Raw genomic sequence first — 13,981 nt, forward strand, 5'->3', positions numbered from 1 at the left:
CGTGCGGAAACTTTCGTGAAAAAGGTGCGTATGCGCCGATTCCGGCCTTAGAATGCACTGACGTTACCGCGTGTAACAGTTACCGCACTTTTTATCAACACCGAGAACCTGCGCTGGTATCATCGGATAACTCCTGTGCCTTCTTCGGTCACCTTCTGTCACTCCGAACGGACCTGGATCGATAGCCGATACGCATCATGGCGAAACAAGCGGGGCCGGCGGGAGGATCACGGGCTCTACCAGGTTAAACCTAATGAAATGCTTGAACTTCACACTGGCAATCCGACGACTTCACGGTCGCTGACTCGCGCGCACCAACGCTGAGTCAACCCAGCAGATACCATGGCGAACCGTGCCAGACGCCGCAACAGCTGTTCTCTCCAAGCCGCCCGCAGAACCGGTGGCCTCCGCGAAGGACTTCCGCATCGCGCGATGGATCGCGCTGATCGCCGGACTCCTGGGAGCCGTGTTCGCGGTGGCGACGCCGTTCCTGCCGGTTACCCAGACCACCGCGCAGCTGAACTGGCCGCAGAACGGCAAGCTCGGCAATCTGCAAGCGCCCCTGATGTCGCAGGTGCCGATCGACCTGAACGCCACCATTCCGTGCGCCGCGGTCGACCGGTTGCCCGCCCAGGGCGGCATGCTGCTGGCCACCGCACCACCCCAGGGCGACGGCGCCGCGCTCGAGGCGCTGTTCGTTCGCGTCTCCGACACCGCCGTCGACGTGGTCGACCGCAACGCGGTGGTCGCCTCGGCGCCGCGTTCGGAGATGGGCGGCTGCTCGACCATCACCATCGCCTCCGACCAGCACCGCACCCGCGCCTCGTTCGACGGCCTGACGACCGAGATCGAGCGGCCGATCCCCGGTCAGCCCGGCGCGACGGAGACGGTGCGCGTCCCGGTGGAAGGCGAGCTCGCCGGCGACCTGCGCCCACAGATCGTCGGCGTGTTCTCCGACCTGGAAGGCGAAGTACCCCAGGGCCTCTCGCTCACCTCGACCATCGACACCAGGTTCTCGTCGAGCCCGTCGGCGGTGAAGCTCATCGCGATCATCGCGGCCGTGCTGTGCACCCTGCTGGCACTCGGTGCGCTCGCCCAGCTCGACGGCAGCGACGGGCGTGGGCACCGCCGGTTCCTGCCGAAGAACTGGCTGAAACCGACCTGGGCCGACGGCGCGGTGATCGGCACGCTGCTCGTCTGGCATTTCGTCGGCGCCAACACCTCCGACGACGGCTACATCCTCTCGATGGTCCGGGTGGCGCCCGAAGCGGGCTACATGGCCAACTACTTCCGTTGGTACGGCGTGCCGGAGGCGCCGTTCGGCTGGTACTACTACGTCATCCAGGTGTTCGCCGAGATCTCCACGGCCAGCCCGTGGGTGCGTGTGCCGGCCCTGATCTGCGCGATCCTGTGCTGGATGGTCATCAGCCGCGAGGTGGTGCCCCGCCTCGGCAACGCGGTCAAGCGCAGCCAGGTGGCGCTGTGGACGGGTGGCCTGGTGTTCCTCGCCTTCTGGCTGCCCTTCGACAACGGCCTGCGCTCGGAGCCGATCGTCGCCCTCGGCGCGCTGCTCACCTGGGTCTCGATCGAACGTGCCATCGCCACCGGCCGGCTGCTGCCCGCCGGGATCGCGGTGCTCGTCGCCGCCTTCACGCTGGCCGCCGCCCCGACCGGTCTGATGTGTGTGGCCGCGCTGCTGGCCGGTATCCGGCCGCTGGTGCGGATCATCGTGCGCCGTCATCGCCAGTTCGGCACGGCCGCGCTGCTCGCGCCGATCGCCTCGGCGGGCCTGCTCGTGCTCACCGTGGTCTACAGCGACCAGACCTTCGCCGGTATCCAGGAGGCCAACCGGGTGCGCCAGGCCACCGGCCCGAACCTGGCCTGGTACGAGGACTACCTGCGCTACTACTACATGTTCGTCGAGACCGTCGACGGCTCGCTGGCCCGCCGCTTCGCCTTCCTGGTGATGCTGCTGTGCCTGTTCACGACGCTGCTGGTGCTGCTGCGCCGCCGTCAGGTGCCCGGTATCGCGTCGGGTCCGACCTGGCGTTTGATGGCCGTGGTGTTCGGCACGATCTTCTTCATGATGTTCAACCCGACGAAGTGGACCCATCACTTCGGCGCCTACGCGGGCATCGCCGGATCGCTGGCCGCGGTGACGGCCGTGGCCGTGTCGCAGAGCGCGTTGCGGTCACGCAAGAACCGGGCCATTTTCCTCGCCGGACTGCTGTTCGTGCTCGCGCTGTCGTTCTCGGGCATCAACGGGTACTGGTACGTGTCCAGCTACGGCGTGCCGTGGTTCGACAAGACCATCTCGCTGCGCGGGGTGCACTCCAACACCGTGATGCTGATCCTGTTCGGCGTCGGATTGGCCCTGGTCGGCTGGTACGCACTGCGCGAGGACTATGTGAAACCGCAGCCCTCGGCGAAGACCAAGCGCGGCAGGCGGATTCGCAAGTTCGCCGCCATCCCGCTCACCGTCGTGGTCGGGCTGATGGTCGCGTTCGAGGTGCTCTCGCTGGTGAAGGGCGCCACCCAGCAGTACCCGGCGTACTCGCTCGCCCGCTCCAACATCGACGCGCTCGGTGGCGAGAGCTGCGGCCTGGCCCGCGACGTGCTGGTGGAAGCCGACCCGAACAGCGGCAGGCTCGACCCGATCGTCGACCCGTCGCGTCCGCTTGTCGACCCCGCCGACCCGCTGCGCGGCACGCTGGCCGAAGGGTTCAGCCCCAACGGCGTGCCGAGCGACCTGTCGGCCGACGCCGTCGAGGTGAAGCCGGGTACCGGCAACACCAGCAACCAGTCGGTCGGCGCCGCCTTCGCCGAAGGTGAGAGCGCGGGCACCGGCGGTGGTGAGGGCGCTCGTGGCGTCAACGGGTCGACCGTCGCACTGCCGTTCGGTCTCGATCCCGCCCAGACGCCGGTGCTCGGCTCCTACCAGGAGGGCATGCAGCAGCGCGCCCGCCTCGAGTCGTCCTGGTACGGGCTGCCCGCGCGCACCGAGGAGTCACCGCTGATCGTCATCAGCGCGGCCGGTCGCATCGCCTCCAAGGACGACACCGGCGCCGACAAGTACGGCCAGTCGCTGCTCGTGGAGTACGGCACGCGCAACCCCGACGGCAGCGTCACCCCGCTCGGCACCTACCAGCCGCGCGATATCGGTCCGGCGCCGTCGTGGCGCAACCTGCGGGTGCCGCTGGCCGAGCTGGCTCCCGAGGCGAACGCCGTGCGCATCCTGGCCAACGACCCGATCCTGATCGGTGACCAGTGGCTGGCGTTCACCCCGCCGCGTGTGCCCAAGCTGCAGAGCCTCGACAGCTTCATCGGCCGCACCCAGCCGGTGCTGCTCGACTGGGCCGTCGGCCTGCAGTTCCCGTGCCAGCGTCCGTTCTCGCACGAGAACGGCGTGGCCGAGGTGCCCAACTACCGCATCCTGCCCGACCGCCCGCTGGCCATCTCCTCGACCGACACCTGGCAGGCCCAGGAGTTCGGTGGCCCGCTCGGCTTCGCGCAGATGCTCGCCGCCCGGGTGACGATCCCCACGTATCTGAAGGACGACTGGGCCCGCGACTGGGGTTCGCTGGAACGCTACGACCAGCACATCCAGGCCGAACCGGCCCAGCTGGAGACCGCGACGACCGGTCGCGACGGGTTCTGGAGCCCGGGACCGCTCCGGGTGTTCTGAGGCGGGAAAGCGTGAAGGCGGGGACCACCATCGTGGTCCCCGCCTTCGGTTTGTATGCCGTGTGTGGAAGGTCAGACGTTGAGCAAGCGACGGTTGAGGTCGCGGCGTAATACCTCCTGGGAGGGCAGTCTTTCCAGCACCCGCATCACGGCAGGTCGTAGTTCCTTCTTCTCGTCGTCGCTGAGCAGGTCGACGAGATCCCGCAGGTCCATGTCATCGAAGGCTCCTGTCATACCCACCAGGGTACGTGCCCAAACCTGAGAACGGGCCAAGTTGAGCGGCTCCTTAACGGGTCTTTCACCGAACCGAAATGTGCAGTGACACTAGGGTTTTCGTGAAACAGCAGCGCAACTGCCCGATCACTGCCCATGCGCTGCCCCAGTCTCTACCGCGCCCGGATGTCCGGCTCCTTCGCCCGTCCTGACTGGTCTACCACCCGCACCGTGATGTCGGCGGGCGGTGCCGGTTCGTACGGGGTGAACCGCTCCAGCGAGCCCCAGTCGCGACCGAGATCACGATCCAGATAGGTGGGCACAGTCTCGGCCTTCATCAGCAGACCTGTCCACCCGAGCGGGCCACCGCCGATGTCGTCCTGCCAGGCGTTGGCCGCGTCCGAACCCACCCGGTCGGGCAGGATCCGCCACTTCGGCGCCTCGGCGACACCGTCGTGGTGCTCGAACGGGCGCTGACACGGGAACGCCAGGCCGACGTGCCAGTCCAGCAGCACCGGGTCGGTGTGCCCGACCACCGAGTCGAGGGAGGCCAGTTTCGGCAGGCGCGGCGGGGTCACCGCGAGCCACTGCTTCTGGGTGATGTCGTTGTCGGTGGCGACCAGGCGCACCGCGTTCACGCCCGCGGGCAGGCGGTCCAGCGGCACGCGCAGGTTGCGCCACGATGGCGACGGGCCGATGTCGAGCGGCTGGATCGAGCCGGTGACCTGCACCGATCCGTCGTCGGCGCGGGTGCCGTACTCGACGATCAGGTCCTGGCCGTAGTGCACGACGCCGTCGTTGTCGACGTAGCGGATGCGGCCGGCCGCTGTGACGACCAGCGCCTGGTAGGCGGGATCGTCGCGCACGGCGTCGACATCGGCGCCGTACCACTGCGAGGTCAGCTTCGCCTGCTGCTGCACACCGTCCTGGTAGGAGCCGAGCACCGGCGTGCGGGCCGGGTCGAGGCCGAACGGCAGGGCGACGGTGCTGCCGTTGATGCCCGCCTCGGTGCTCGTGCCGCCGCCGGTACCGGCGCCGGTGGTGTTGGTCGTCTTGTTGGCCGAGTCCTTGTCGACGGAGTTGGCCCCGCCGACCACGGTCTCGTCGGCGTCGGCGGTGAGGTCGGCGGCCACCCCGTTCGGGGTGAAGGCCACCGATTCGGTGCTCAGCCCATCGGCGGGGGCGCCGGTGATCGGGGTGAGCAGGGAATCGGCCGTATTCGTCTCCACCAGTACGTCGTTGGCCAGGGCGCACGTATTGCCCTGCAGCGACTCGATATTCGACTTGGCGATCGAATAGGCCGGGTACTGCGTGACCGCGCCCTTCAGCATCGACGCCACCTCGAACGCCACGAGCAGCGCGGCCGCGATCGTCAACGGCATGGTGGCGAAACGGTCGAAACGGGCTGGGCGCGAAGGCTTGCGGTACGGGTCGCGCAGGTGGAAGTAGAGGGCGACGAGCAGGGCGAGCACGCTGAGCCCGAGCAGTAACGTCGACACACCCTTGCCCGCGACCATCGGCGCCTTGTCCCAGAACGGCACACCGAAGCTGGACACATACCACCAACCGTTGGAGCCGGTGAAGGTGAGTGCGAGCAGAAACAGGACCGCCGCGGTGAACAAGGCGCGATTGCGTGGTGCACGAATGCCATTGGCGCCCACCGCGACCGCGGCAAGTGCGGCCAGCGAGCCCGCCAGGCCCGCGTACACACCGAAGTGGTGAGTCCACTTGGTCGGCGTCCACATCATCAGCAGCAGTGCACCGAAGACGATGCCGAGAATGCGCACCGACGGGCCCCGCGAGGTACCGGGGATGCGGCCCTTGCGCAACACCTGCAGGATGCACACCAGCAGGCACAGCAGCATCACCAGGACGCCGAAACGCCTGGCCAGCGACCCGTCGGGGGAGAGCATGAACAGCGAATCCCAGCGGGTGCGTTCATCGAACCACGCCGCGTTGGGGCCGACCAGGGTGCGCACGCGGGTGGCTTCCATGACGGTCGCCAGGGTCTGATCGGCGAAGACGACGATCAGCACGAGGGTGCCTGCGGCTATGCCGGGGGCCAGGAGGGCGGCGTAGCGGAAGATCTTGGTGGCCAGAGAAAGTCGGTCGGATGCGTGAGCACCGTCGGCTGTGTTGCGAGCCTCGTGCTTGCCCTCGGTGGTCGTTGCCTCTGCCGTGGCTTGGTCGGTACGCGACCTTCTCGCCTCTTCGGCAGCGTCGAGTCCGTCTCTGTCAGCGGCGATTTCGCGCGGACGCAGACCTTGGGCGCGCTTGATGATGATCTGCATGACCGGGCGCGTGCCTGCGATCAAAGCCGCGATGCAGATGAGTCCGGTCGGACCCGCTGCCAGGGAGAACGCGGCGATGAGGATCGCGAGGGCGGCGGGGAGCAGGCGGGCGGTGGCGATCGCGCGTTCGATGGCGCACCAGGTGAGCAGGGCACCGGCCGCGATGAGCGGTTCGGGGCGAAGACCGTTGTCGTAGGGGAGCCAGAAGGCGAGGAACACCAGGCCCGCCGTCCACAGCGCCACCTTGTCGCGCCGCACCCGGGCACCGAGGCGGGGCAGCACCTCCCGGCTGATCACCGCCCAGCACAGCAGGCCCGCGGCGAGTGCGGGCAGCCGCATCCACGGGCTGGCGTCGGAGATCTTCGTCATCCAGGCCAGCAGCTCGTAGGACCATCCGAACGGCGCCTCGGGCACCCCGAACCAGCGGTAGTAGTTCGCCATGTAGCCCGACGGGCCGGAGGCGCGCGCCATGTTCAGGATGTAGCCGTCGTCGGAGGTGTTCGCGCCGATCACATGCCAGCCGAGCAGCGTCGCCACCACGACCACGTCGGTCGGCGTGATGCGCCACCAGTGCCGGGGCAGGAAGTGGCGGGCGCGGCGGCCGTCGGTGCGGTCGAGCAGGTGCAGGGCGACCAGCGCGGCGAGGGTGGCGAGCGCGGCCACGATCATCACGGCCAGTTTCAGCGGCGTCGGGGTGGAGGTGAAGCGGGAGTCGATATCGGCGTGGAACCGGGCGCCGGTGAGCTGGGTTTCGTCGAGATCGGTGTACACCCCGACGATCTGCGGCCGCTTGTCCACGGTGACGGTGTTGCGGAACGGGCTACCGTCGGCCCGCGTCACCCCGACGAACTCGACAGTCGTCGCGCCGATGGTCGACTCGATCGCGATGTGGTCGCAGTTCGCGATCTCCTCGATCGGCGCCGACAGCATCGGCACATCGCGGGCCTGCACCGTGAGCACGCCCTCGCGCGCGACGACACTCAGACCCTTGGTGATCTGCCCGGATTCGGCCGGGATCGTGGTGAGCAAGGTCGTCGGCTGCGGTGTGGGGTTCTCACCCCCCGGTCCGCGCACATCACCGCCGGGCAGCCCGCGCAGCACCGGACACGGCAATTGCGCGTTCACCTGTTGGGGCACATACGACACCAGTGGTGCTTGCACACTCGTCGCGCCCGCCTGCGGCCAGTCGAGGCTTGCGCGGTCCTGGCGCACCGGCAACAGCGGTGTGAGCAGGGCAAGCACGAACCCGAGCAGCCCACAGACGAGGGCGATCAGGCGGTATCGGGTGAACGCTCGTTCAGATCGGTCCGGTCGCACGGGGGTTGATGCTAGCCACCCGACCCGATCGTGCGGGGGCGCCGCGTCCTATCCGGTCATCCTGTTCGACCAATCGAGCTGCGAGCGGGCCCAATCGGGAATCTCCGCGGCCGGCCGCGGGTAGGCCACGAACTCGGCGCGCAGATCGTCGACCGACACCTCGGGCATCCAGTCGGCGACGGTGCCCGGCGAGTAGGTGGCCTTGAAACGGGTGGGTCCGGCGATGAAGATCTCCGCACTCAGCCAGGCGCCGACCGCCGGGTCGTAGGACATGCGCTTGTGGTCGGCCAGGTATTCGACGACCTCGGTCGGCGGCACCATATTGGTGACCGACCCGTCGCGCTCCTTGACCTGAACGCCCGCCACCAGATGCCCGCCGACCTGCAGCGACCACAGCAAGGCGAACTTCTGACCGGGGGAGAGCATGGCGATCGCGGCATCGACCACGAACTTCTCGATATCGCCGAGTGAGTGCAGTTGTTCCCGTGGCGCAGGTTCGGCGTCCTGGCGGTGTTCCCGCATCAGGAAATCGATTCGCTCCGGTCTGCTGAGCGTCATAGCTATACCTCTGCATCCGTACCGATCAGCGCTACCAAAACTGATTTCGGTCGGCCGAACTTGTCAACATTTCGCAGCGTACTCGCCCCGTCCGACGGACTGTGCGGTTTGTTCGCTGCAACCGCACATATTGTTGTCTATCGGTGCTCCGCACACCAGTAGCTACCGGGTGTCTATGGACACATGTCCGGTCAGGCTGCCGATGCGCGCAGGGCGAACCAGCCGTCGCCGGGGTCGGCGAAACCGTGGTAGACGAGGGGTACCCGCTGGTCCACGCCGAAAAACTGGTACACCGCCGCCATCGCCTGACGCACCGAGTGCGCCTGGAAGTCGTCGATGCGCCGGGGGCCGATCCGGTGTTCGGGCAGCATCGAGAGCCGGGTGAGCTCCGCCGGATCGTCCACATCGAGCCCGATCGGCGCCGGTTCCTCGATCAGATGGTCGTGCAGCACCGTGCGCGCCGCGGTGGGATCGTGCCGTGGGCCGGTGAACGCCACCCGCTGTACCCGGGCCAGCCCAGGCAGATTCAACGGCGTGCGCACCGCCTCGATCAGATCGATGAGTTCGGGATCGGGTTCGGGCCCCCGTTCGGCCACCGGTGCCTGTTCCAGCAGATGCAGCATCTGCCCACCCCGAACCAGCGGCTCGGGCACCACGAACACACTGATACTCGGACAGACGCAGTTCATTCCGGTGAGGCACACCCTGGTGTGCAACGGATCGGACATGAAGTCCTCCTCCGGTAACGGGCCACCCGGACCCACAACGTGCAGGATCGATAACCTTCGCCATCCGCCGACCCCCACCGACGACGACCGTTCCGCACCGCCAAGTGTAGTGCGCCTCCCCGCCCGGAAGGCAGGGTTGGTGAAACTCGATTGCGGTATCCTTACCTCAGTGGGGAAGTAAGGAGTTGTTGTGGACGCGCTGGCGAGGTTGACGTCGAAGGGGCAGATCACGGTGCCCAAAGCGGTCCGTGACGCGCTGGAATTACACACCGGCGACAACGTGCACTTCCGGGTGGAGGGCGATGTCGTGGTGCTCGCGAAGACACCTGACCTGCTGGATCTCGCGGGCAGTGTGCAGGTCCCGCCACAGGTGCGCGGCCGTTCGTGGGAAGAGATCCGCGACGAGGCCTGGGCGCAACAGTGGCGGGAGGCCAATCCGGAGTGACGATCTTCCTCGACACGAACATCCTCGTCAGGCACTTCACGCAGGACCCTCCCGAGATGGGCCGGCGAGCCACAGCCCTACTCGCGGGGACCGACGAGTTCTACCTTCCGGACCTCATCCTCGCGGAAACCGTGTACGTCCTGCAGAGCGTGTACCGGGTGCCCAGGCCCGAGGTCGCGGCACTGGCCCGTGCCGTGATCGGCTCCCGAAATATCCAGACCGACGATCCGGCCGTCCTCATCCGGACCGTCGATGTGTATGAGCACCACCGGCTTTCATTCGCCGATGCCTACCTCGTCGCGCTCGCCGAAGCCGACTCCGATTCGGTGATCGCGTCGTTCGACAAAGGGATCGGCAAGGTCGGCACCGTGCGCCGTATCGAGCCCTGATTCAGCGGTTGACGGTGATGAGGGTGAAGGGGCCTATGTCGGTGGTGGTGAAGGCCGGGGAGGTGAAGAGGGGGCGGGGGAAGGTGACGGTGTAGCGCTTGACGTTGGGGTCGTTGGGGTAGACGTCTTCGGCGAGGCGGAGGGTGTAGTTGTCGCCGTCGCGGCGGAAGAGGAAGGCGTCGGGGGCGCGCCAGGGGGCGGCCGACATGGCGTCGAGGAGGGCCTGGGAGGAGTCGAGTCTGCTCCAGGCGGCGATGGTGTCGGCGCGGGCCTTGAAGTCGGCGAGGGGGTTCGCGTAGTGCGAGGTGAGGGCCTGGAAACCGAAGTAGGGGTAGAAGGACAGGAAGCTGGTGTCGGCCGTGAGGACGACGGATTCGTCACGGGGACGGCCGGTTTGGGCCAGTAGAGCCTCGTCGACGGCGTGGTAGTAGGCCACGGCGGAGGGGCGGCGCTTGTCGCCGCGTTCACCGAAAGTGCCGTAGGGGTCGGGTGTTTCGGTGGGCACCGTGTCGGTGTAGGCGGTGTCGATCTCGTGGACCAGAACGGTGGGGATCGTCTGGGCGAAGGCCATCGCACCGAGCACCGCGAGCGCGGCGGCCGCGGTACGAACCGGCGCGGGTTCGTTCAGCGCCTGATACACCGCGCGGCCGCCCTCGACGAAGCCGAAAACGCCTGCGGCGGCGAGCAAAGCGAGCAGCACCGGTTCCAGCCGGAACGACAGCAGAGTGGTGCCAGCCGCCGTCGCGGCCATCGACAGCAATGTCCACAGGTAGATCGACACCACGCCGATGCCGAGCGCCTGCGCCCGCCGCGAGGATCCCGCCCGCACGACCAGCCACAGCAACCCGAGCAGGCACAGTGCCCCACGCAGGGAGAACTCGAGCATCGGGAACGCCAGCTGCGCACCCGACTCGGGCAGGTAGTGGAAAGCGTTGCCGGAGGGCAACTTCGCACCCGACAGCATCTTCAGCAGATACGGCGTCCACACCACCAGCGCCACCGCGATCGCGAGCACGCCGATCGCCGCCAGGCGCGTGAACGGCACGACAACCACCCGCCACGCGGGCTCGGTGGTGACGGCCGCATCGCGCTTGCCGATCGCCCGTCCGCTCGCCCGCCGCGCGTACAGCGCGCACGCGGCGGCGGTCACCGCCATCAGCACAACGGTGAACGCCGCGATCGCCAGGTACAGCGTGTAGAAGCATGCCGCGACCCCGAGGAACAACCCGGTCCCGAGCACCGCGCCCCACCCGCCCGAGCGGCGGTGCAGCGCACCCCACGCCAGCACGAGCACCGGCGGAATGAACACGACGAGCACCGCCCCGTACGCCTCGGGCGAGGCATAGGCCAAGGTCATCGCGGTAACAGCGGCCGCGGCGCCCACGGCCATGTCGGCGCGCACCAGCTGCGCCCACAGCACGAGCGCCACCGTGGCAGCCACGGCGAGCATGCCGATCGAGTACGGCTTGAACACCTCCCAGCCGTCCATGCCGAGCAGGTTCCCGACCCGCCCACCGATCCAGAACCACCCGGCCGGATAGAACGGCGGCAGATCCACATAGGTCATGTCCCGCAGTGCCGCACTGTCGGTGAGCCGCGTCAGATACTCGGTGCGGAATTCCTGGTCGACCGAAACACCGAACAGGTACAGCTTCGTCGCCGCCAACGGCATCCCGAGCGTCACCGTGACGAATGCCGAAATGCCCACCCAGGAAGCAAGTTTCGCGATCACGGGCCACTTTCGTAGCCGGATCAGCAACACCGAGACCACCAGCAGCCCCACCGAGACGACCTGACCGACGGTGGTCAGCGCCCGAGTGACGTTGGAGGAGTTGAACGCAGGCCACTGCACCGCCGAGAGCGCGAACAGCCCGACCACCGCCACGACCAGCGCGACGAGCGCCGCCGCGGCACCTTCGGCGAGACCGGTCGCTGTCGCGCGCCCCGCCCGCACGTTGTCATCGGTAGTCATCGGCGCGCATTCCTCCGGGTCCACTCTGCTCGACGGTCCGGGTCAGCCTAGTGGAGCGTGCCGAGTCCGTCGGGCTCGCGCCGAGGCCCCGGCACAAAGAAACTGCCGCACCGCCGGAGTGGCGTTGCGGCAGTCGCGATGGCTCTCGATCAGATGGGGAGCTTGCGGAAGATCGGGCGCGGCACGTGGCGCAGGGCCGACATCACGAAGCGGGCCTCGCTGGGGGTCCACACGATCTCGGTGCCCTTCTCCGAGGCGGCGACGGCCTGGCGGGCGACGTCTTCCGGGTCGACCGTGAGGGGCGCTTCCTTGGAACCGGTCGCTTCCCAGTGGGCCTTGGTCGCGGAGGTACGCACCTGCATCGGCCGGACGACGGTGACGCGCGGGCCGTAGGGGCGAAGCGCTTCGCCGAGACCCAGGTAGAAGCCGTCGAGGCCGGCCTTGGTCGAGCCGTACACGAAGTTCGAGCGACGAACCCGCTCGCCCGCCACCGACGACATCACGATGAACCGGCCGTGACCCTGCGCCTTGAACTTGTCGCCGACCAGCACACCCACCGACACACCGGCGGTGTAGTTGATGCCGACGGTCATGACCGCCTTGCGCTGGTCCTGCCACAGCTGTTCGGCGTCGCCGAGCACACCGAACGCCACGATCGCGACGTCCACGTCACCACCGGCGAACGCGGCGTCGACCACCTTCGGGTGCGAGTCGGTGTCGAGCGCGTCGAAGTCGATGACCTCGACCGCCGTGGCACCGGCCCCCTTCAGCTTGGCGACGGCGTCGTCGAGCAGCGGGTCGCCGGGCAGGTTCGCCAGGATGATCCGCGCGGGGCTCTTGCGCAGGTACTCCGCGCAGATCGCGAGACCGATCTCGGAGGTGCCGCCGAACAGCAGGATGGTCTGCGGGTTGCCAACTGCGTTGATCACTGGAGCTCCAGCCTCCTGGCCATATCGGACATGAACACGCCGTTCGGGTCGACGCTGCGGCGGACCTTGATCCACTCGTCGATCCGGGGGTACATCTTGTGGAAGGTCTCGGCGCTGGTGCGCGAGTCCTTCGCGGTGTAGAGACGGCCGCCGAATTCCATCACGCGGCGGTCCAGCTCGGTGACCAGCTCGTTGAGGCCCGGCTTGATCGGGAAGTCCACGCAGATGTTCCAGCCCGGCATCGGGAAGCTCAACGGCGCGTCGTTACCGGGACCGAACAGCTTGAAAACATTCAGCGCCGAGTAGTGGCCCGAGGCCTGGATGTCGATGATGATCCGCTTGAACTCCTCGACCGCCTCGGTCGGCACCACGAACTGGTACTGCAGGAAACCGTTGGAACCGTAGCCACGGTTCCACTCCGAGATCATGTCGAGCGGGTGGTAGAACTGCGTCAGGTTCTGCACCTTGCCGGTGTAGTTCCCGCCCATCGCGTAGTACGCCTCACCGATGGCCGACAGCGTCAGCTTGTTCATGGTGAAGTTCGGGAAGATGTCCGGCACGGTCATCAGGTGCGGCGCGTCGAACTTCAGTGGCTTCTTCTGCAGCCGCTCGGGCAGCTCGTCGAGTTTGGCGAGACGACCACGGGTGATGGTGGCGCGGCCCAGCTTGGGCAGCGGGCTGATCACGTCGAACCAGGCGCTCGAGTAGGTGTAGTTCGCCTCGCTGCCGTCGCTGTGCGCGGCGACCGTCTCGTCGAGGGTCGCGGTCTTCACACCGTCGTTGAGGAAGTAGGCGGTCTCCGTCGGCGCCATCTCGATGGTCGCGCGCAGGATGATGCCGGTGAGCCCGTTGCCGCCGACCGTCGCCCAGAACAGCTCGGCGTCGTTGTCGGGTGACACCGTGCGCACCGAACCGTCCGCGACGAGCAGGTCGATCGAGCGGACGTGGTTGCCGAAGCTGCCCTCGCTGTGGTGGTTCTTGCCGTGGATATCGGAGGCGATGGCGCCACCGATGGTCACCTGGCGGGTGCCGGGTAGCACGGGAACCCATAGCCCGAACGGGAGCGCGGCCTTCATCAGCTGGTCCAGGCTCACGCCGCCGTCCACGTCGACCAGGCGGGTGTCGCGGTCGATGCGGTGGATGCGGTTGAGCGCGGGCATGTCGATGACGAGGCCGCCCGCGTTCTGGGCGTGGTCGCCGTAGGAGCGGCCGAGGCCACGGGCGATCACGCCGCGTCGCAGATGCGCCGGCTTGCTGTCGTTGTCCTCGGCGACCATGCGCACGGCCTGGGCGATCAGCTCGGGATCGCCGGTCGAGAGCACTTCGGCGGAGGTGGGTGCGGTGCGACCCCAACCGGTGAGCTTGCGCGTACGCGTAGGAAGCGTAAACGGCCCGTCGTTGGTGGTCGAAATGTTCTCAGACATCGGCTTAGAGGCTACAGGCATGGCACAACCT

The 13,981-nt window shown here is 67.7% G+C and carries 10 protein-coding genes; 3 read left to right on the forward strand and 7 right to left on the reverse strand.

Features of this window, described 5'->3' with window-relative positions:
- Nucleotides 1-352: 352 nt before the first annotated feature.
- Nucleotides 353-3,685, forward strand: a complete 3,333-nt coding sequence (locus tag NCO8_RS15120; RefSeq protein WP_067640252.1) for an arabinosyltransferase domain-containing protein — start codon at nucleotides 353-355, stop codon at nucleotides 3,683-3,685.
- A gap of 71 nt (nucleotides 3,686-3,756) precedes the next feature.
- Here NCO8_RS15120 and NCO8_RS31355 read toward each other — a convergent pair whose 3' ends face one another.
- The 4 genes from NCO8_RS31355 to NCO8_RS15135 form a co-directional block, all read right to left on the reverse strand.
- Nucleotides 3,757-3,918 carry a hypothetical protein gene (locus tag NCO8_RS31355; protein WP_157101793.1) on the reverse strand — a complete coding sequence of 54 codons (162 nt, stop codon included), beginning with the start codon at nucleotides 3,916-3,918 and terminating at the stop codon, nucleotides 3,757-3,759.
- A gap of 152 nt (nucleotides 3,919-4,070) precedes the next feature.
- Nucleotides 4,071-7,505, reverse strand: coding sequence for an arabinosyltransferase domain-containing protein (locus tag NCO8_RS15125; protein WP_067640254.1), 3,435 nt, complete (start codon nucleotides 7,503-7,505; stop codon nucleotides 4,071-4,073).
- Nucleotides 7,506-7,553: 48 nt separating this feature from the next.
- Complete coding sequence (locus tag NCO8_RS15130) at nucleotides 7,554-8,063, reverse strand: hypothetical protein (protein ID WP_067640256.1); 510 nt, start codon at nucleotides 8,061-8,063, stop codon at nucleotides 7,554-7,556.
- Nucleotides 8,064-8,254: 191 nt separating this feature from the next.
- A complete protein-coding gene (locus tag NCO8_RS15135) occupies nucleotides 8,255-8,791 on the reverse strand; it encodes a hypothetical protein (protein WP_067640407.1) in 537 nt (178 codons plus the stop codon).
- Nucleotides 8,792-8,981: 190 nt separating this feature from the next.
- On the opposite strand from NCO8_RS15135, the gene NCO8_RS15140 reads away from it, so the two are divergent.
- Nucleotides 8,982-9,236, forward strand: a complete 255-nt coding sequence (locus NCO8_RS15140; protein ID WP_067640258.1) for an AbrB/MazE/SpoVT family DNA-binding domain-containing protein — start codon at nucleotides 8,982-8,984, stop codon at nucleotides 9,234-9,236.
- A complete protein-coding gene (locus NCO8_RS15145; RefSeq protein WP_067640260.1) occupies nucleotides 9,233-9,625 on the forward strand; it encodes a type II toxin-antitoxin system VapC family toxin in 393 nt (130 codons plus the stop codon). The genes NCO8_RS15140 and NCO8_RS15145 overlap by 4 nt, the downstream gene beginning before the upstream one ends.
- Before the next feature lies 1 nt (nucleotide 9,626).
- Here NCO8_RS15145 and NCO8_RS15150 read toward each other — a convergent pair whose 3' ends face one another.
- The 3 genes from NCO8_RS15150 to dprE1 form a co-directional block, all read right to left on the reverse strand.
- Nucleotides 9,627-11,597 carry an arabinofuranosyltransferase gene (locus tag NCO8_RS15150; protein WP_067640262.1) on the reverse strand — a complete coding sequence of 657 codons (1,971 nt, stop codon included), beginning with the start codon at nucleotides 11,595-11,597 and terminating at the stop codon, nucleotides 9,627-9,629.
- 149 nt (nucleotides 11,598-11,746) lie between these two features.
- A complete protein-coding gene (dprE2, locus tag NCO8_RS15155; RefSeq protein ID WP_067640264.1) occupies nucleotides 11,747-12,526 on the reverse strand; it encodes a decaprenylphospho-beta-D-erythro-pentofuranosid-2-ulose 2-reductase in 780 nt (259 codons plus the stop codon).
- Nucleotides 12,523-13,950 carry a decaprenylphosphoryl-beta-D-ribose oxidase gene (gene dprE1, locus NCO8_RS15160; RefSeq protein WP_067640265.1) on the reverse strand — a complete coding sequence of 476 codons (1,428 nt, stop codon included), beginning with the start codon at nucleotides 13,948-13,950 and terminating at the stop codon, nucleotides 12,523-12,525. Before dprE1 ends, dprE2 begins: the two co-directional genes overlap by 4 nt.
- Nucleotides 13,951-13,981: the final 31 nt, after the last annotated feature.

This window comes from Nocardia coubleae NBRC 108252 (assembly GCF_001612805.1).
Taxonomy (GTDB): Bacteria; Actinomycetota; Actinomycetes; order Mycobacteriales; family Mycobacteriaceae; genus Nocardia; species Nocardia coubleae.

What these genes read in the sequence shown, in the direction of transcription:
- dprE1 (WP_067640265.1), bottom strand. Translation starts at nt 13,950, where the DNA reads ATGTCTGAGAACATTTCGACCACCAACGACGGGCCGTTTACGCTTCCT.
- NCO8_RS31355 (WP_157101793.1), bottom strand. Translation starts at nt 3,918, where the DNA reads ATGACAGGAGCCTTCGATGACATGGACCTGCGGGATCTCGTCGACCTG.
- NCO8_RS15150 (WP_067640262.1), bottom strand. Translation starts at nt 11,597, where the DNA reads ATGACTACCGATGACAACGTGCGGGCGGGGCGCGCGACAGCGACCGGT.
- NCO8_RS15130 (WP_067640256.1), bottom strand. Translation starts at nt 8,063, where the DNA reads ATGACGCTCAGCAGACCGGAGCGAATCGATTTCCTGATGCGGGAACAC.
- NCO8_RS15135 (WP_067640407.1), bottom strand. Translation starts at nt 8,791, where the DNA reads ATGTCCGATCCGTTGCACACCAGGGTGTGCCTCACCGGAATGAACTGC.